The organism is Citrobacter sp. LJND-P06, from assembly GCF_058188415.1.
The window spans coordinates 2,517,732-2,531,330 of record NZ_CP187317.1; the positions used below are offsets into that span (position 1 = coordinate 2,517,732).

Here is a 13,599-nt window from a genome sequence, read left to right on the forward strand (position 1 = left end):
TTTTTTCCTTTGCAAGATAATTCAATGGCGTGATTATCGCTCACCGTCATCTCGCACTTTTTGCAAAACTGGATTTATTAAAGGAGGATGACGCATTGCGTTTCCACCTGAGATCAATCAAACAGTAATCTCTTTCCACTCAATTATTTTTAATGCCCCGGTCGGGCAAGCATTGGCGCATTCGCCACATAAAACACACTTTGAGGACTTTTTGGTTTCGGTGTTTACGGTGGCCATCATCCAGGGGCAAGCGGTCGTACATGCGCTGCAACCAATGCACCGCTTATGATCAACGACAATACAGCCTTCTTCCTGCTGCCAGGTAATGGCGCCGATGGGACACACCTTCATACATTGCGGATCTTTGCACTGACGGCAGGTATCAGGGGTATAGTTCAAATCACCGTACAAGCCGCCGCCGGAGCCGACGCCAGCATCGCCAAAGAAGTAATTACGATGGATCTTAATGCGAGAAAAGAACGTTCCCACCGCGCCATCGTTATAATTGGTACAGGAAATTTCGCAACGATGACATCCCGTACAGCGGGCTCGCTGGGTGACCAGAACGCCTTTCGGCGTATTTATCAGTCCTACTGTGCCACTGTCTATATCTTCCTGCTTGCAGCCAAAGAGTGACAACAACGCAGGCGCAATCGTTAATCCCGCCAGCCCTTTTCCTGATATACGCAAAAATTCAAGCCGCGTTAAACCGAAATCTAAAAGTGGACGATCAACCTGGTTCATTTATTTTGCATCCTCTTTGCAAACGCAGTGCTGACAACATCTCCCAGGCCATTTGTAATTATGCAAAAAACAGAGCCTCTAATGTTGCCTCCAACACCTGGTGTTTTTGCCGTAACCGGATCTTGTAAAAGAGGATTAAATGCCAACGAACTAATCCTTTAGGGTTAGGCATAAAGATAATGTGGTTATTCAGCAGGTATAACTTTGATCGTTATCAATTAAAAAACGGAAGGGAAATATTAAATGCGAAGTGATATTTATTATCATTAAATGAATGAGCAATATTTATTCAATTCTATTTCATATGTTTGTGACAAGTCTCGCAGATATAATAATATGCCTCCTGCGATATATAATTAATCATATAACGATTATTTCTATTAATGAAAGAAACCGTATTTTCATATGGAGATAGTGACCCAAATATAAAGAATCAGAGATGGCGAAAGATATCGCCCATCTCCTTATCCGATTAGCCTGTTAATGCCCTGATGACCGTTTCCATCGCCTGTTTTTCCAGGTCGCTGCGCACGATACGCTGATTCGCTAACGCCGTTCTTAACACGCCAGCAATCACGACGTGTTTCGGTTCTTGCCCCAGGTCACGCATTTCCAGCACCACTTTGCCTACTACCCTGCACATTTCCCGGTACAGCTCGTCTTCTTTGCCTGGATTTCCCATCATGTTTTACTCGTTGCCAGCATTAGCCAACAGCATATATCACTCTGTTGAAATAGACAAAATCCAATGAAAATCAAATAAATAAAGAATGAAACTATTGCAAAGTTATCGATTTACAGCACCTGTTGCAGGCGGTTAACAAGTTCCGCCAGGCTCCCGGCCTGCATTTTTTCCATGACCCTGGCGCGGTGAACCTCCACGGTGCGAACCGCAATATTCATCACGCTGGCGATTTCGCGATTCATCAACCCTTTTGCGACCAGCGCCGCCAGCTCGCCCTCTTTTGGCGTGAGTTGTTGATAACAGTGGATGATGGACTGTCGCGCATACGCCGACGCAGAAACCACCAGCGCATGTTCCAGCGCCGTCTGGAGGGGGACGGCAGACACCGGCTTTTGCAGGAAATCGACCGCCCCGCGCTTCATCTGCTCCACTGCCATCGGGACATCCCCATGCCCGGTAAGAAACACGACGGCCAGCGTACTGCCTCGCTGGCGCATCGCTTCATGCACGCTCTGACCATCCAGCTCCGGCATCCGCATATCCAGCAACAGCACACCGGTTTGTCGTAAATCCGCCTGCGCTAAAAAATGGCCGCCCTCGTTCCAGCAACGGACTTCATACCCTAAACTCTCCAGTAAAAAGGCACATGCGTCTGTCACTGCCACATCATCATCCAGCAGATGAATGATCGCCATCGCCACGCTCTCCCTCATTTTTTCTGAAATGCAAGATAACCACCGCCCCCGTCTGACCATCAGGCGATGTCTGGTTTGAAATGCTAATGTCTCCCTGCCCGTAACGTACCAGCCGCTGGCAGATAACGAGCCCCAGGCCCATTCCTTCTTTGCGGGTGGTGACGAAGGGCTGAAAAGCCTGATGAAGTACCGTGTCGTCGATGCCTCCCGCATTGTCCCGCAACAGAATATCGATCGCGTTGTTGCCCCCTTCCGCCTCCAGCCACACCGTCGTCGCGCCCGCCTGGGCGGCATTGAGGATAAGATTCGCCAGAACCTGTTCAAGGAGCATCGGCGGCAGCGTGAGCGTCAGTGCGGGATCGACATTAGCGTGTAGCGTTACCGTCGGGAAATGCTGCGACATGCGCAACAACTGCCAGACGTGGGAAATGGCATCGCGAATGCCGGTATCCTTCCACTCTTCGGTGAGAACCGGATTTCCCCTTGCCTGGCTAACCCAGTGGCGCAAATTGCGCAACGTATCCGCGCCACGCTGGGCCTGGCTGTCGATATGTTCCAGCGCAGGTAGCAGCGGGTGTTGCGGATCCTGTTTACGTAACCGAATCAGGCACCCTTCGGCATAATGACGGATCGCCGAAAGCGGCTGGTTAATCTCGTGGGCGAACCCGGAGGTCATTTCGCCGAGAATACTCATTTGTCTTGCCGTTTCGAGTGCCTGCTCTTGTTGATGCAGCAGCACATTATTACGTTCCAGTTGCTTTCCCCGCCGTCGAACCAACAGCATGACCCAGATGTAATTCAGGGTAAGCAGGAAGAGGATAAGTGCCGCGCCCCCCATCACCGTCTGATGCTGAATGAGCCAACTTTTTACCTCCAGCCATAAACGTCGCTGTTGTGGATGCTGGCGCACCTCGCGCAGCAAGGCTTCAACCTGGCTGGTAGAGGCTGGCGCGCCCCAGTGATACGGGGCGGATTCCGGGGCGTTGAATAACGCCCGGGTGACGCTATCCGCAAGGGTATTACTGACGGACGACAGAGCCGCAAACGACCAGTCAGGATAAAGCGGTGTGCTGGTTAAACAGGGGATCGACGCGGGATGGTTAAGTACCGCCACAAAATCGTCTTTGTGGATAAGCCCCTCCTGGTCCATTTTTTCCAACAGACACACCGGTACAATCGCGGCCTGCACCGCTTTTTCTCGTAACAGATACACCACCGCATCGCCGGGAAAACCGGTAAAACGTAACTGCAAATCGCGTTCCGGGCGCAGCCCCGCATCGCTGAGGGCTTTATAGCCCAGCAAATACCCGCCGAAGGCCTGGGCATCAATGGCGCCCACCGTTTTACCGATCAAATCGTGAACGCCGTTGATACCGCTGTCACGCCGGGTCAGGATCACGCTGCCAATGACATTTCCTGCCGTTTTGCTCCCACGCAACGAACGCAGCGAAGCCAGCCAGCGTAACGGGGCATGGCTATTGAGCTGCACAAACTGCGCCGGGTTCGTAATCACAAACTGAATCGTTCCGCGATTCACCGCCTCCTGCATTTGGTGCAAGTCGAGCGGTTGAATATGGAATTGTTCGTCAGGCAGTTGCTGATTCAGCATCGTCACCAGCGGTTGCCAGTGATTGCGCGTTGAATCTTCCCCTCGCATCGCCAGAACGCCGATATTCCACGTCCCCGCCCATGCGGGATTTGTTAATACCCAGACGGATGCCAGCACCGTCAGGTACATCGCCACTTTGCCTTTCACCCAAGAATCCCTGTCATTTATGTTGTTTTAGATCAACAACAAGCCGGGTATGTGGTTAACCACAATAGAGCTGCCCCCGCCGCGATTTTTACACTGTAAATCATCAAGATTCTTTATACATAACACGCAAATCAACGGCATGACCAATGTTTAGTGGTTGCAGCGTGACGGGAGAAAATATGGACAGCAGCAAACGGCAGTTTCTCCAGCATCTCGGCGTCCTGACCGCCGGCGCCTCTCTGACTCCCCTGGCCGAGGCAAAATTTCCCTTCTCACCGGAGCGACGTGAAGGATCGGCGCAACACCGTTATGCGATGCTTGTCGATCTGCGGCGCTGTATTGGTTGTCAGGCCTGTACCGTCAGTTGCGCGATTGAAAACCAGACGCCGCAGGGGGCGTTTCGTACCCACGTCAACCAATATCAGGTCAGGCTGGAAGGTGAGCAAAACGTCACTAACGTACTGCTCCCCCGCCTGTGTAACCATTGTGATAACCCGCCCTGCGTCCCCGTCTGCCCGGTGCAGGCCACCTTTCAGCGGGAAGATGGCATTGTGGTGGTGGATAACACCCGCTGCGTCGGTTGCGCTTACTGCGTGCAGGCGTGTCCCTATGACGCCCGGTTTATCAATCATGAGACGCAAACTGCGGATAAATGTACGTTCTGTACGCACCGGCTTGAGGCTGGATTGCTTCCCGCCTGTGTTGAATCCTGCGTCGGCGGCGCCCGGATCATCGGGGATATCAACGATCCAGACAGCCGGATCGCGCAGATGCTTCACACTCACCACGCTGCTATCAAGGTGCTGAAACCGGAAAACGGCACCTTGCCGCACGTATTCTACCTGGGCCTGGATGACGCGTTCGTCACGCCGTTGATGGGCCACGCACAACCCGCCCTCTGGCAGGAGGTATAAATGTCGCATTCACTGTTTATCGAAGAGGTGCTGACCCGGCCGCAGGAAGTGAGTTGGCTGCCATGGGCTGTGCAATATTTCTTTTTTATTGGCATCGCCACCTGCGCGGCACTGTTTGCCTGCTATCTGCACTGGCGTAAGCCTGACGACAGCGCCTCTCTGGAGAATTTGACGCTGTTGATTGCCCTGACCTGCGCCATCACCGCGCCGTTGGCGCTCACCGCCGATCTCCACCAGACCGCCCGCGTCTGGCATTTTTATGCATATCCTACGCCCTGGTCCTGGATGCCCTGGGGCGCCGTCTTTCTGCCGCTGTTCACGGGGTTTCTGGGACTCTGGTTTGTCGCGCAGCACATCAAACGGTTAACCGACAAACGTTACCGCCTCACGAAATGGCTGGCGCTGGCCAGCGCGTTGTCTGCCGTGGGATTACTGATTTATACCGGGCGGGAAGTGTCTGTGGTGCAGGCTCGTCCGGTCTGGTTTAGCTACGCCTTTTCGGTGGCGATGCTTTTCAGCGCCTTTCAGGCTTTCTTCGCGCTATTGGTCGTCGCCAATCACCGCGACCCGCGATTACAGCGACGCCTCGCAGGAGGACAGTTCTGGATGCTGCTGGCGCTGGCGCTCGTCGTGGTGATATGGGTGAGCAGTGACACGCTGTCTGGCGTCGCGCTTCGCCAGTGGCTCGACGTATCACCTTCCGCCCGGCATTACGCCATTGGCTGGGTCGCCTTATGGCTTTTCGCGCTCACCGTGTGCGTCGTCGCAATGCGTAAACCCTTATCGCGCACATGGCGCGTCAGCCTGGCGTTAAGCGCAATGGCGCTGTGCTGGCTAATGCGCTGGACGCTGCTGATTCAGGTACAGACCATCCCCAAATTTAACGCGCAATTTAACCCGTATTCGCTGCCAGGAGGAACCGACGGCTGGCTGGCCATCGTCGGGACTTTTGGTTTGTGGATTGCGCTTATCATCATTGTTCGTGAGGTGCTTAACGTGCTCACCAGGAGATTACAACATGGCTAATTTAACCCGTCGTCAGTGGCTTAAAGTGGGTCTTGCCGTGGGCGGTATGGTGACTTTCGGCCTCAGTTACCGGGATGTGGCAAAACGCGCGATTGACGGTCTGCTAAATGGCACCTCCGGCAAAATTACCCGCGATCGGATCTTCGGCAATGCGCTGATCCCCGAAGCGCAGGCTGCGCCGCACTGGCAGCAAAATCCGCATCAGGTGATCGCCATGACGCAATGTTTCGGTTGCTGGACACAGTGCGGCGTGCGAGTTCGGGTCGACACCCGGCAGGGTAAAGTGCTGCGTATTGCGGGCAATCCGTATCACCCGCTTTCGCATGAACACCATATTGACGCCGCCGTCCCATTTGCAACGGCAATGGAACAACTGGCCGGAGAAAATGGCCTCGACGCCCGTTCCACCGCCTGCGCCCGTGGCGCCACGTTGCTCGAAGGTTTATACAGCCCGCTACGCATCCTGGTGCCGATGAAACGTGTTGGTAAACGGGGAGAAGGGAAATGGCAACGCATCAGTTTTGAACAGTTGATCGAGGAGGTTGTCGAGGGGGGCGATCTGTTCGGCGAAGGACACGTCGAGGGCCTGCGCGCTCTTCACGCCCCGGACACGCCCATTGATCCGCAGCACCCCGGCTTTGGCCCGAAAAGTAATCAACTGCTGGTGACCAACACCAGCGATGATGGGCGCGACACCTTCCTGCGCCGCTTTGCCCTGAATAGCTTCGGCAGTAAAAATTTCGGTGCCCACGGCGCGTACTGTGGCCTGGCGTACCGGGCGGGTTCTGGCGCGCTGATGGGCGATCTGGATAAAAACACCCACGTAAAACCGGACTGGGAAAACGTCGAATTCGCCCTCTTTATGGGCACTTCGCCAGCGCAGTCCGGCAACCCGTTTAAACGCCAGGCCAGACAACTTGCCAGCGCCCGCTTACGCAATGATTTTCGCTATGTGGTCGTCTCTCCGGCACTGCCATTAACCACCGTGCAGGCCGACGCTCGCGGACACTGGCAGTCCATTTTGCCGGGCAGCGACTCGGCGCTGGCAATGGGCATGATCCGCTGGATAATCGAAAATCAACGCTATAACGCTGCCTATCTCGCGCTCCCCAGCGCGGCGGCCATGCAACAGGCTGGCGAGAAAAGCTGGACTAACGCCTCACATCTGGTGATAACCGATGAGATCCCAACCCTTGCCGGACAGCATCTGACCCTGGCGCACCTGAGTTCTGAGGGCAGTGCCGATCCGGTGGTTGTCAATGAGTCGGGCGAAATGGTCGCGGCTACGGCGTGTCAGCAAGCCCAACTGTTTGTCACCCGCCAGGTCACGCTGGCGGACGGTCGTAGCGTGACGGTGAAAAGCGGGTTTCAGTGTCTGAAAGAGTCCGCAGAAAAAATGACGCTCAGCGAGTACAGCCAGCAGTGTGGGGTTTCACCAGAAAACATGGTCGCCATGGCAGACGCCTTCACCGGTCATGGCCGTAAAGCGGCCGTGATTACCCATGGCGGAATGATGGCGGGCAATGGATTTTACAATGCCTGGGCCGTAATGATGCTCAATGCGTTGATTGGCAACCTCAGTCTCGAAGGCGGCGTATTTGTCGGCGGCGGTAAATTCAATGGCGCAACCGATGGCCCCCGCTACAACATGGACAGTTTTCCCGGCAAGGTGAAGCCGAAAGGTCTGAGTATCGCCCGTAGCAAAACCGCCTATGAATCCTCCGAAGAGTACCGCGACAAAGTGGCTGACGGGAAATCCCCCTTCCCGGCGAAAGCGCCGTGGTATCCGTTCGTGGCGGGCCAACTCACCGAATTACTCAGCTCGGCGCTGGAAGGTTATCCCTATCCGCTGAAAGCCTGGATTTCCAATATGACCAACCCGTTCTATGGCATTCCAGGGTTGCGGGCGGTCGCCGAAGAGAAGCTCAAAGATCCTCAACATCTGCCGTTGTTTATCGCGATTGATGCGTTTATGAATGAGACGACGGCGCTGGCGGATTATATCGTGCCGGATACCCACAACTTTGAAAGTTGGGGATTCAGCGCGCCGTGGGCGGGGGTCGCCAGTAAAGCCACGACGGCTCGCTGGCCGATTGTTCCGCCAGCCACCCACCGCGCGGCAGACGGGCAGCCTGTTTCGATGGAATCGTTCTGTATCGCGGTGGCGAAACGGCTTCACCTGCCTGGATTTGGTGACAATGCGCTGACCGATACGCAGGGCAACCACTACCCGCTGGATCGCGCAGAAGATTACTACCTTCGCGTCGCCGCCAATATTGCGTTTATGGGCAAATCGCCGGTGGCCGAGGCCAATCAGGACGATGTCACGCTGACTGGCGTAACGCGTATTTTGCCGGTCATTGAACAGACGCTGAAAGCCGATGAAGTGCGCCGCGTTGCCTTTGTTTACTCACGCGGCGGTCGTTTTGCACCGGAAAAAAGCGGTCGGGTGGATAATCGGCTCGGCAACGCCTGGGAAAAACCGCTGCAAATCTGGAATGCGAGCGTTGCCGCACATCGTCACGCCATTACGGGTGAACGCTACAGCGGCTGCCCGGCATGGTATCCGTCGAGGCTGTCGGACGGACGTTCGGTGGATGAACTGTTCCCCGCAAAACAATGGCCGCTTAAGCTGATTTCCTTTAAGTCCAATACGATGGCGAGCGCATCAGCAGTGATCCCGCGTTTACGCCACCTCAAACCGACCAATCTGGTGGCGCTCAATCCGCAGGACGGCGAGCGTTATGGCCTCACCCATGGCGACATTGCACGTATTACCACACCCGGCGGCGAAGTGGAGGCGCAAATCAGTCTGCTCAGTGGGGTAATGCCGGGTGTTATCGCCATCGAACATGGCTATGGACACCGGGAAATGGGGGCGGCACAGCATACTCTGGACGGTGAACCGATGCCGTTTGATGCACAAATAAAATCGGGTATTAACCTGAATGATTTAGGATTCGCCGACCCGACCCGCGAGGTGAGTAATACCTGGCTGGACTGGGTGTCGGGCGCGGCGGTTCGCCAGGGATTACCGGCGAAAATTGAGCGGGTGTGATCCGTGTGCCGGGTGGCGAGATCGCCGCCCGGTACAGAATCTGTCAGTTATTGACCGGGATCACCGCGCCTTTATATTTGGTGCGGATCCAGTCCTGAATCGCCTGAGAGTGCAGCACGTCAACCAGCGCCACAATATCCTTCTTCTTCTCATCGCCGCGATGCACGGTAATGATGTTGGCGTACGGGTTATTTTCGCCACTTTCCACCGCAATCGGATCGTGTACCGGATCCAGACCGGCATCAATCGCATAGTTAGCGTTGATGACCACCGCGTCGCCTTCATCATTGTTATACATTTGCGGTAACAGCGCCGCTTCAACGTTTGGCAGGAACTTCAGTTTCTTAGGATTATCAACAATGTCGCTGATGCGGGCAGACACTTTATCCACGCCTGGCTTCAGTGTGATCACCCCTTCTTTTTCAAAAATCGACAGGATGCGCCCCTCTTCAGAAACCGCATCACGCATGATAATTTTGCCGCCTTCCGGCAGGTCTTTCAGCGATTTGAATTTCTTTGAGTAAATGCCGATAGGCTCAATATGAATCGCCCCTGCGCTGACAAAATCATAGGTTTTATCCCCTGCATGATCCTTCAGAACACTGTTCAGATACGGAATATGCTGGAAGTAGTTCGCATCAATCTCGCGCCCGGCCAGGGCCGTATTGGGCAGGATGTAATCCTGGAAAGGTTGGATCTTCAGTTCGATCCCCTGTTTGGCGAGGATAGGTTTCGCCTGCTCGAGAATTTCAGCATGTGGAACGTTAGACGCGCCAACGGTCAGGGTATCTGCCCAGGAGGCAAAGCTCAGGGCGCTTAAGGTTGCGACGGCGAGTAATGTCAGTGTTTTTTTCATGATGCAGGTTTCCCTATTTTATTAGCGTTTATCGAGCAGTGATGTGATCACATCGCCGCAGAACTGGATGATGAAGACGATGAGCAAAATGGCCACCGTCGCCACCAGCGTGACGTCGCTGTGGTTGCGCTGGAATCCCTCCAGATAGGCCAGATTCCCTAAGCCGCCCGCGCCAATCACTCCTGCCATCGCGCTATAGCTAACCAGCGCAATCAGCGTCACGGTGATCCCGGACACTAACGCAGGTGATGACTCAGGCAGTAAAACCCGAAAAATAAGCGTGGCTGGACGAGCGCCCATTGCGCGCGTGGCCTCAATCACCCCCTTGTCGACCTCGCGAAGTGCTATCTCCACCAGACGCGCATAAAAAGGCGCTGCACCGACGATCAGCGCGGGAAGCGCCGCGTTGGCGCCAAGAATGGTCCCCACTAATGATTTAGTGAATGGAATCAGTAGTACAATCAATATGATGAACGGAATAGAGCGAAACACGTTCACCACAAGGGAGATAGCACTATAGAGCGCGCGATGTGGGTACAGCCCGCCGCGGGCGGTCAGGAATAACGCCAGCCCCAGAACGATGCCAAGCGCAAAGGTGGCAGCCCCTGAAAGCGCAGTCATGTAGAGCGTTTCCTGGGTTGCCGCCCACAGTTGCTCCCACCGGAGGTGAGGAAACAGCGTCTCAGCCATGTTGAATCACCTCGCTTTCGATCCCACTGCGCCCCAGATCCGCCAGTATATTGTTCAGTTGCTCTTCGGTTGCCACGACATGCAACCACAGTTCCCCAAACACGCCATGCGCGGTTTGCGTCATCTTGCCGTGCAAAATATTGAAAGGCAGGCCGTAGCGCAGGGTCAGTTCCCCGACTACCGGTTGATGCGTGCTGTGACCGGTAAAGGTCAACTTAATTACCGAGCCGCCTAATTCACTCGCCAGCAAAGGGTTAAAGGCATCGTCCTCGGCATACTGGTTGACCTGACGGACAAACTGTCGGGTGATGGGCTGCTGCGGATGGGTAAAAACGGTCAACACATCCCCTTCTTCCACAACCCGACCATTCTCCATCACCGCCACGCGATCGCAGATTTTGCGTACCACGTGCATTTCATGGGTAATCAGCACAATCGTCAGTTGGAAACGACGGTTGATATCGAGTAACAGATCGAGAATTTGATCGGTGGTTTGTGGATCCAGTGCCGACGTGGCTTCATCGCACAACAACACATCCGGACGATTTGCCAGAGCCCGCGCAATGCCCACGCGCTGTTTTTGCCCGCCGCTCAATTGCGACGGGTACGCGTTTTCGCGTCCGGTTAAGCCGACAAGCTCAATCAATTCCGCTACCCGGGTGTTGATCTTCGCCTTTGGCGCGCCGGCAATTTGCATCGAGAAGGCAATGTTTTCGCTGACAGTGCGCGACCACAGCAGATTAAAGTGCTGAAACACCATGCTGATTTTTAGCCGTGCCTGGCGCAGGGATTCCCCTTTCGCCTGGGAGATAACCTGCCCATTGATGGTGACGCTGCCAGCAGTCGGTTTTTCAAGCCCATTGAGTAACCGAATCAGCGTGCTTTTTCCGGCACCGCTGTAGCCGATGATTCCGTAAATTTGCCCCTGTTCAACCGTCAAATTGACGTTATCCACGGCGGTGATCGTATGGTTGCCGGGCGTAAACACTTTCGAAATATTTTTCAACGCGATCATATCGTTATCGTATCCGCTGCTGCTGATGGTTATCCTGCCAGTGCCTTTCGCTGTTTAGCAGTATGGATGTCCAAATGAGTGTAATCAGAGCTGATACGCTTTAAAATGATTAAAAAAGAATTTGTTATAACTTCAGGGAATAACTGTCATCGTGCGAGCGTAAATTCAGGCTTTAGCACTATTTTTGTAATGCTAAAGCATAAGATTGCCCCTGTTGCGCAACACTTTCGCCTCCTGGAGGGTCAGTCTTGACGCGGGTATTAACGCCCTAATAACAATTTGTTGTGAATTTGCACAGAAGATTTTTGAAACCCTGTTTTCATTTTCCTTTTGGATAAACTTCAGCGTATAATGCGCGCCAATTGTCTCTTGAATGGTTTCAGCAGATTGCACTATAAAACTCAACGACTAACATTACCCCCTTCCCGTTGGGCTGAAACACGAGCACACATTCTTCTGCACGCTCCTTCGATGTCACCTATCCTTAGAGCGATGTATCACCACTTTCGCAACACAGGTTTAGCTTCTTGGCCGTGCGCCCCCGAAGCCAGATTTCCATATCCTTCTCAACTTAAAGACTAAGACTGTCATGAAAAAGACGAAAATTGTTTGCACCATCGGCCCGAAAACCGAATCTGAAGAGATGTTAAGCAAAATGCTGGACGCGGGCATGAACGTCATGCGTCTGAACTTCTCTCACGGCGATTATGCAGAGCATGGTCAGCGTATCCAGAACTTGCGCAACGTGATGAGCAAAACCGGCAAAAAAGCCGCTATCCTGCTCGACACGAAAGGTCCGGAAATCCGTACCATTAAGCTGGAAGGCGGTAACGATGTTTCTCTGAAAGCGGGCCAGACCTTCACGTTCACCACCGACAAAACCGTGGTCGGTAACAACGAAATCGTTGCAGTGACTTACGAAGGTTTCACCACTGACCTGAGCGTAGGCAACACCGTTCTGGTTGACGATGGTCTGATCGGCATGGAAGTGACCGCGATCGAAGGTAACAACGTTATCTGTAAAGTTCTGAACAATGGCGACCTGGGTGAAAACAAAGGTGTAAACCTGCCGGGCGTTTCTATCGCACTGCCAGCACTGGCTGAGAAAGACAAACAGGATCTGATCTTCGGTTGTGAGCAAGGCGTTGACTTCGTTGCCGCGTCCTTCATCCGTAAGCGTTCCGACGTCGTTGAAATCCGTGAGCACCTGAAAGCGCACGGCGGCGAGAAGATCCAGATCATCTCCAAAATCGAAAACCAGGAAGGCCTGAACAACTTCGACGAAATCCTCGAAGCGTCTGACGGCATCATGGTTGCTCGTGGCGATCTGGGTGTAGAAATCCCGGTTGAAGAAGTGATCTTCGCGCAGAAGATGATGATCGAGAAATGTGTCCGCGCGCGTAAAGTGGTTATCACGGCAACGCAGATGCTGGACTCCATGATCAAAAACCCACGCCCAACCCGCGCAGAAGCAGGCGACGTGGCTAACGCCATCCTCGACGGTACCGACGCAGTTATGCTGTCTGGCGAATCCGCAAAAGGTAAATACCCGCTGGAAGCCGTCTCCATCATGGCGACCATCTGCGAACGTACCGACCGCGTAATGACCAGCCGTCTGGACTACAATAACGACAGCCGTAAACTGCGTATCACTGAAGCAGTGTGCCGTGGCGCAGTCGAAACCGCAGAAAAACTGGAAGCTCCGCTGATCGTTGTTGCGACCCGTGGCGGTAAATCTGCACGTGCAGTGCGTAAATACTTCCCGGATGCGACCATCCTGGCGCTGACCACCAATGAAACCACCGCGCGTCAACTGGTGCTGAGCAAAGGGGTTATCCCACACCTGGTGAAAGAAATTGCTTCTACGGATGATTTCTATCGTCTGGGTAAAGAAGTGGCTCTGGAGCTGGTTGACCGTGGTCTGGCACAGAAAGGCGATGTTGTGGTCATGGTTTCCGGTGCACTGGTACCAAGCGGCACCACCAACACGGCATCTGTTCACGTGCTGTAATAATTCCTGTGTGAATTAATTTGTTTAAAAAGCGCCCTTGTGGCGCTTTTTTTATTTTATCAATAGCTACTATTAATAAAAAATCAAATCGGATTTCGCTATCTAATTACTGATTATCTAAGATGAATCCGATGGAAGCATTCTGTTTT

General features: G+C 53.7%; 12 protein-coding genes. 5 read left to right on the forward strand and 7 right to left on the reverse strand.

All coding sequences use genetic code 11. The annotated features are described in order from the left end of the window. Window positions 1–117: 117 nt before the first annotated feature. The 4 genes from ACO7SM_RS12060 to ttrS form a co-directional block, all read right to left on the reverse strand. The gene (locus ACO7SM_RS12060) at window positions 118–744 is read right to left on the reverse strand and encodes a ferredoxin-like protein (protein ID WP_192612078.1); all 627 of its coding nucleotides are present in this window, start codon (window positions 742–744) and stop codon (window positions 118–120) included. 472 nt (window positions 745–1,216) lie between these two features. Then, window positions 1,217–1,426 carry a fumarate hydratase FumD gene (fumD, locus tag ACO7SM_RS12065; protein WP_490470937.1) on the reverse strand — a complete coding sequence of 70 codons (210 nt, stop codon included), beginning with the start codon at window positions 1,424–1,426 and terminating at the stop codon, window positions 1,217–1,219. Window positions 1,427–1,539: 113 nt separating this feature from the next. Next, window positions 1,540–2,124, reverse strand: coding sequence for a tetrathionate respiration response regulator TtrR (gene ttrR / locus ACO7SM_RS12070; RefSeq protein ID WP_490467744.1), 585 nt, complete (start codon window positions 2,122–2,124; stop codon window positions 1,540–1,542). Next, the gene (gene ttrS, locus ACO7SM_RS12075) at window positions 2,099–3,862 is read right to left on the reverse strand and encodes a tetrathionate respiration histidine kinase TtrS (RefSeq protein ID WP_490470938.1); all 1,764 of its coding nucleotides are present in this window, start codon (window positions 3,860–3,862) and stop codon (window positions 2,099–2,101) included. Before ttrS ends, ttrR begins: the two co-directional genes overlap by 26 nt. Before the next feature lie 197 nt (window positions 3,863–4,059). Here ttrS and ttrB point away from each other — a divergent pair, with 197 nt between their 5' ends. From ttrB to ttrA, 3 genes are read left to right on the forward strand one after another with little or no spacing between them, the layout of a single operon-like run. Next, window positions 4,060–4,794, forward strand: coding sequence for a tetrathionate reductase subunit TtrB (gene ttrB / locus ACO7SM_RS12080; RefSeq protein WP_490467745.1), 735 nt, complete (start codon window positions 4,060–4,062; stop codon window positions 4,792–4,794). Continuing rightward, window positions 4,795–5,820 (forward strand): tetrathionate reductase subunit TtrC, encoded by a 1,026-nt coding sequence (gene ttrC / locus ACO7SM_RS12085; protein ID WP_490467746.1) that lies wholly within the window; start codon window positions 4,795–4,797, stop codon window positions 5,818–5,820. It begins immediately after the preceding gene. After that, window positions 5,813–8,878: a tetrathionate reductase subunit TtrA gene (gene ttrA / locus ACO7SM_RS12090; protein ID WP_490467747.1), complete on the forward strand. Its 3,066-nt coding sequence runs from the start codon at window positions 5,813–5,815 to the stop codon at window positions 8,876–8,878. The genes ttrC and ttrA overlap by 8 nt, the downstream gene beginning before the upstream one ends. Window positions 8,879–8,921: 43 nt before the next feature. Here ttrA and ACO7SM_RS12095 read toward each other — a convergent pair whose 3' ends face one another. Genes ACO7SM_RS12095 through ACO7SM_RS12105 form a run of 3 tightly spaced genes read right to left on the reverse strand, consistent with a single transcriptional unit; the run spans window position 8,922 to window position 11,439 of the window. After that, on the reverse strand, window positions 8,922–9,734 hold the full coding sequence (locus tag ACO7SM_RS12095) for a MetQ/NlpA family ABC transporter substrate-binding protein (RefSeq protein ID WP_490467748.1): 813 nt from the start codon (window positions 9,732–9,734) through the stop codon (window positions 8,922–8,924). A gap of 21 nt (window positions 9,735–9,755) precedes the next feature. Then, window positions 9,756–10,424 (reverse strand): methionine ABC transporter permease, encoded by a 669-nt coding sequence (locus ACO7SM_RS12100; RefSeq protein ID WP_490467749.1) that lies wholly within the window; start codon window positions 10,422–10,424, stop codon window positions 9,756–9,758. Further along, the gene (locus tag ACO7SM_RS12105) at window positions 10,417–11,439 is read right to left on the reverse strand and encodes a methionine ABC transporter ATP-binding protein (protein WP_490467750.1); all 1,023 of its coding nucleotides are present in this window, start codon (window positions 11,437–11,439) and stop codon (window positions 10,417–10,419) included. The genes ACO7SM_RS12100 and ACO7SM_RS12105 overlap by 8 nt, the downstream gene beginning before the upstream one ends. Before the next feature lie 351 nt (window positions 11,440–11,790). Here ACO7SM_RS12105 and ynhH point away from each other — a divergent pair, with 351 nt between their 5' ends. Then, window positions 11,791–12,021, forward strand: a complete 231-nt coding sequence (gene ynhH, locus ACO7SM_RS12110) for a protein YnhH (protein ID WP_490467751.1) — start codon at window positions 11,791–11,793, stop codon at window positions 12,019–12,021. Window positions 12,022–12,028: 7 nt separating this feature from the next. Beyond that, entirely contained in the window at window positions 12,029–13,450 is a 1,422-nt protein-coding gene (pykF, locus tag ACO7SM_RS12115) for a pyruvate kinase PykF (RefSeq protein ID WP_203357981.1), read from the forward strand. Window positions 13,451–13,599: the final 149 nt, after the last annotated feature.

Bases quoted from the DNA above. Each gene is read 5' to 3' on its own strand.
- ynhH (WP_490467751.1), top strand. From the start codon at position 11,791: ATGCGCGCCAATTGTCTCTTGAATGGTTTCAGCAGATTGCACTATAAA.
- ACO7SM_RS12100 (WP_490467749.1), bottom strand. From the start codon at position 10,424: ATGGCTGAGACGCTGTTTCCTCACCTCCGGTGGGAGCAACTGTGGGCG.
- ACO7SM_RS12095 (WP_490467748.1), bottom strand. From the start codon at position 9,734: ATGAAAAAAACACTGACATTACTCGCCGTCGCAACCTTAAGCGCCCTG.
- pykF (WP_203357981.1), top strand. From the start codon at position 12,029: ATGAAAAAGACGAAAATTGTTTGCACCATCGGCCCGAAAACCGAATCT.
- ttrB (WP_490467745.1), top strand. From the start codon at position 4,060: ATGGACAGCAGCAAACGGCAGTTTCTCCAGCATCTCGGCGTCCTGACC.
- fumD (WP_490470937.1), bottom strand. From the start codon at position 1,426: ATGGGAAATCCAGGCAAAGAAGACGAGCTGTACCGGGAAATGTGCAGG.
- ACO7SM_RS12060 (WP_192612078.1), bottom strand. From the start codon at position 744: ATGAACCAGGTTGATCGTCCACTTTTAGATTTCGGTTTAACGCGGCTT.
- ttrS (WP_490470938.1), bottom strand. From the start codon at position 3,862: ATGTACCTGACGGTGCTGGCATCCGTCTGGGTATTAACAAATCCCGCA.
- ttrA (WP_490467747.1), top strand. From the start codon at position 5,813: ATGGCTAATTTAACCCGTCGTCAGTGGCTTAAAGTGGGTCTTGCCGTG.
- ttrR (WP_490467744.1), bottom strand. From the start codon at position 2,124: ATGGCGATCATTCATCTGCTGGATGATGATGTGGCAGTGACAGACGCA.
- ttrC (WP_490467746.1), top strand. From the start codon at position 4,795: ATGTCGCATTCACTGTTTATCGAAGAGGTGCTGACCCGGCCGCAGGAA.
- ACO7SM_RS12105 (WP_490467750.1), bottom strand. From the start codon at position 11,439: ATGATCGCGTTGAAAAATATTTCGAAAGTGTTTACGCCCGGCAACCAT.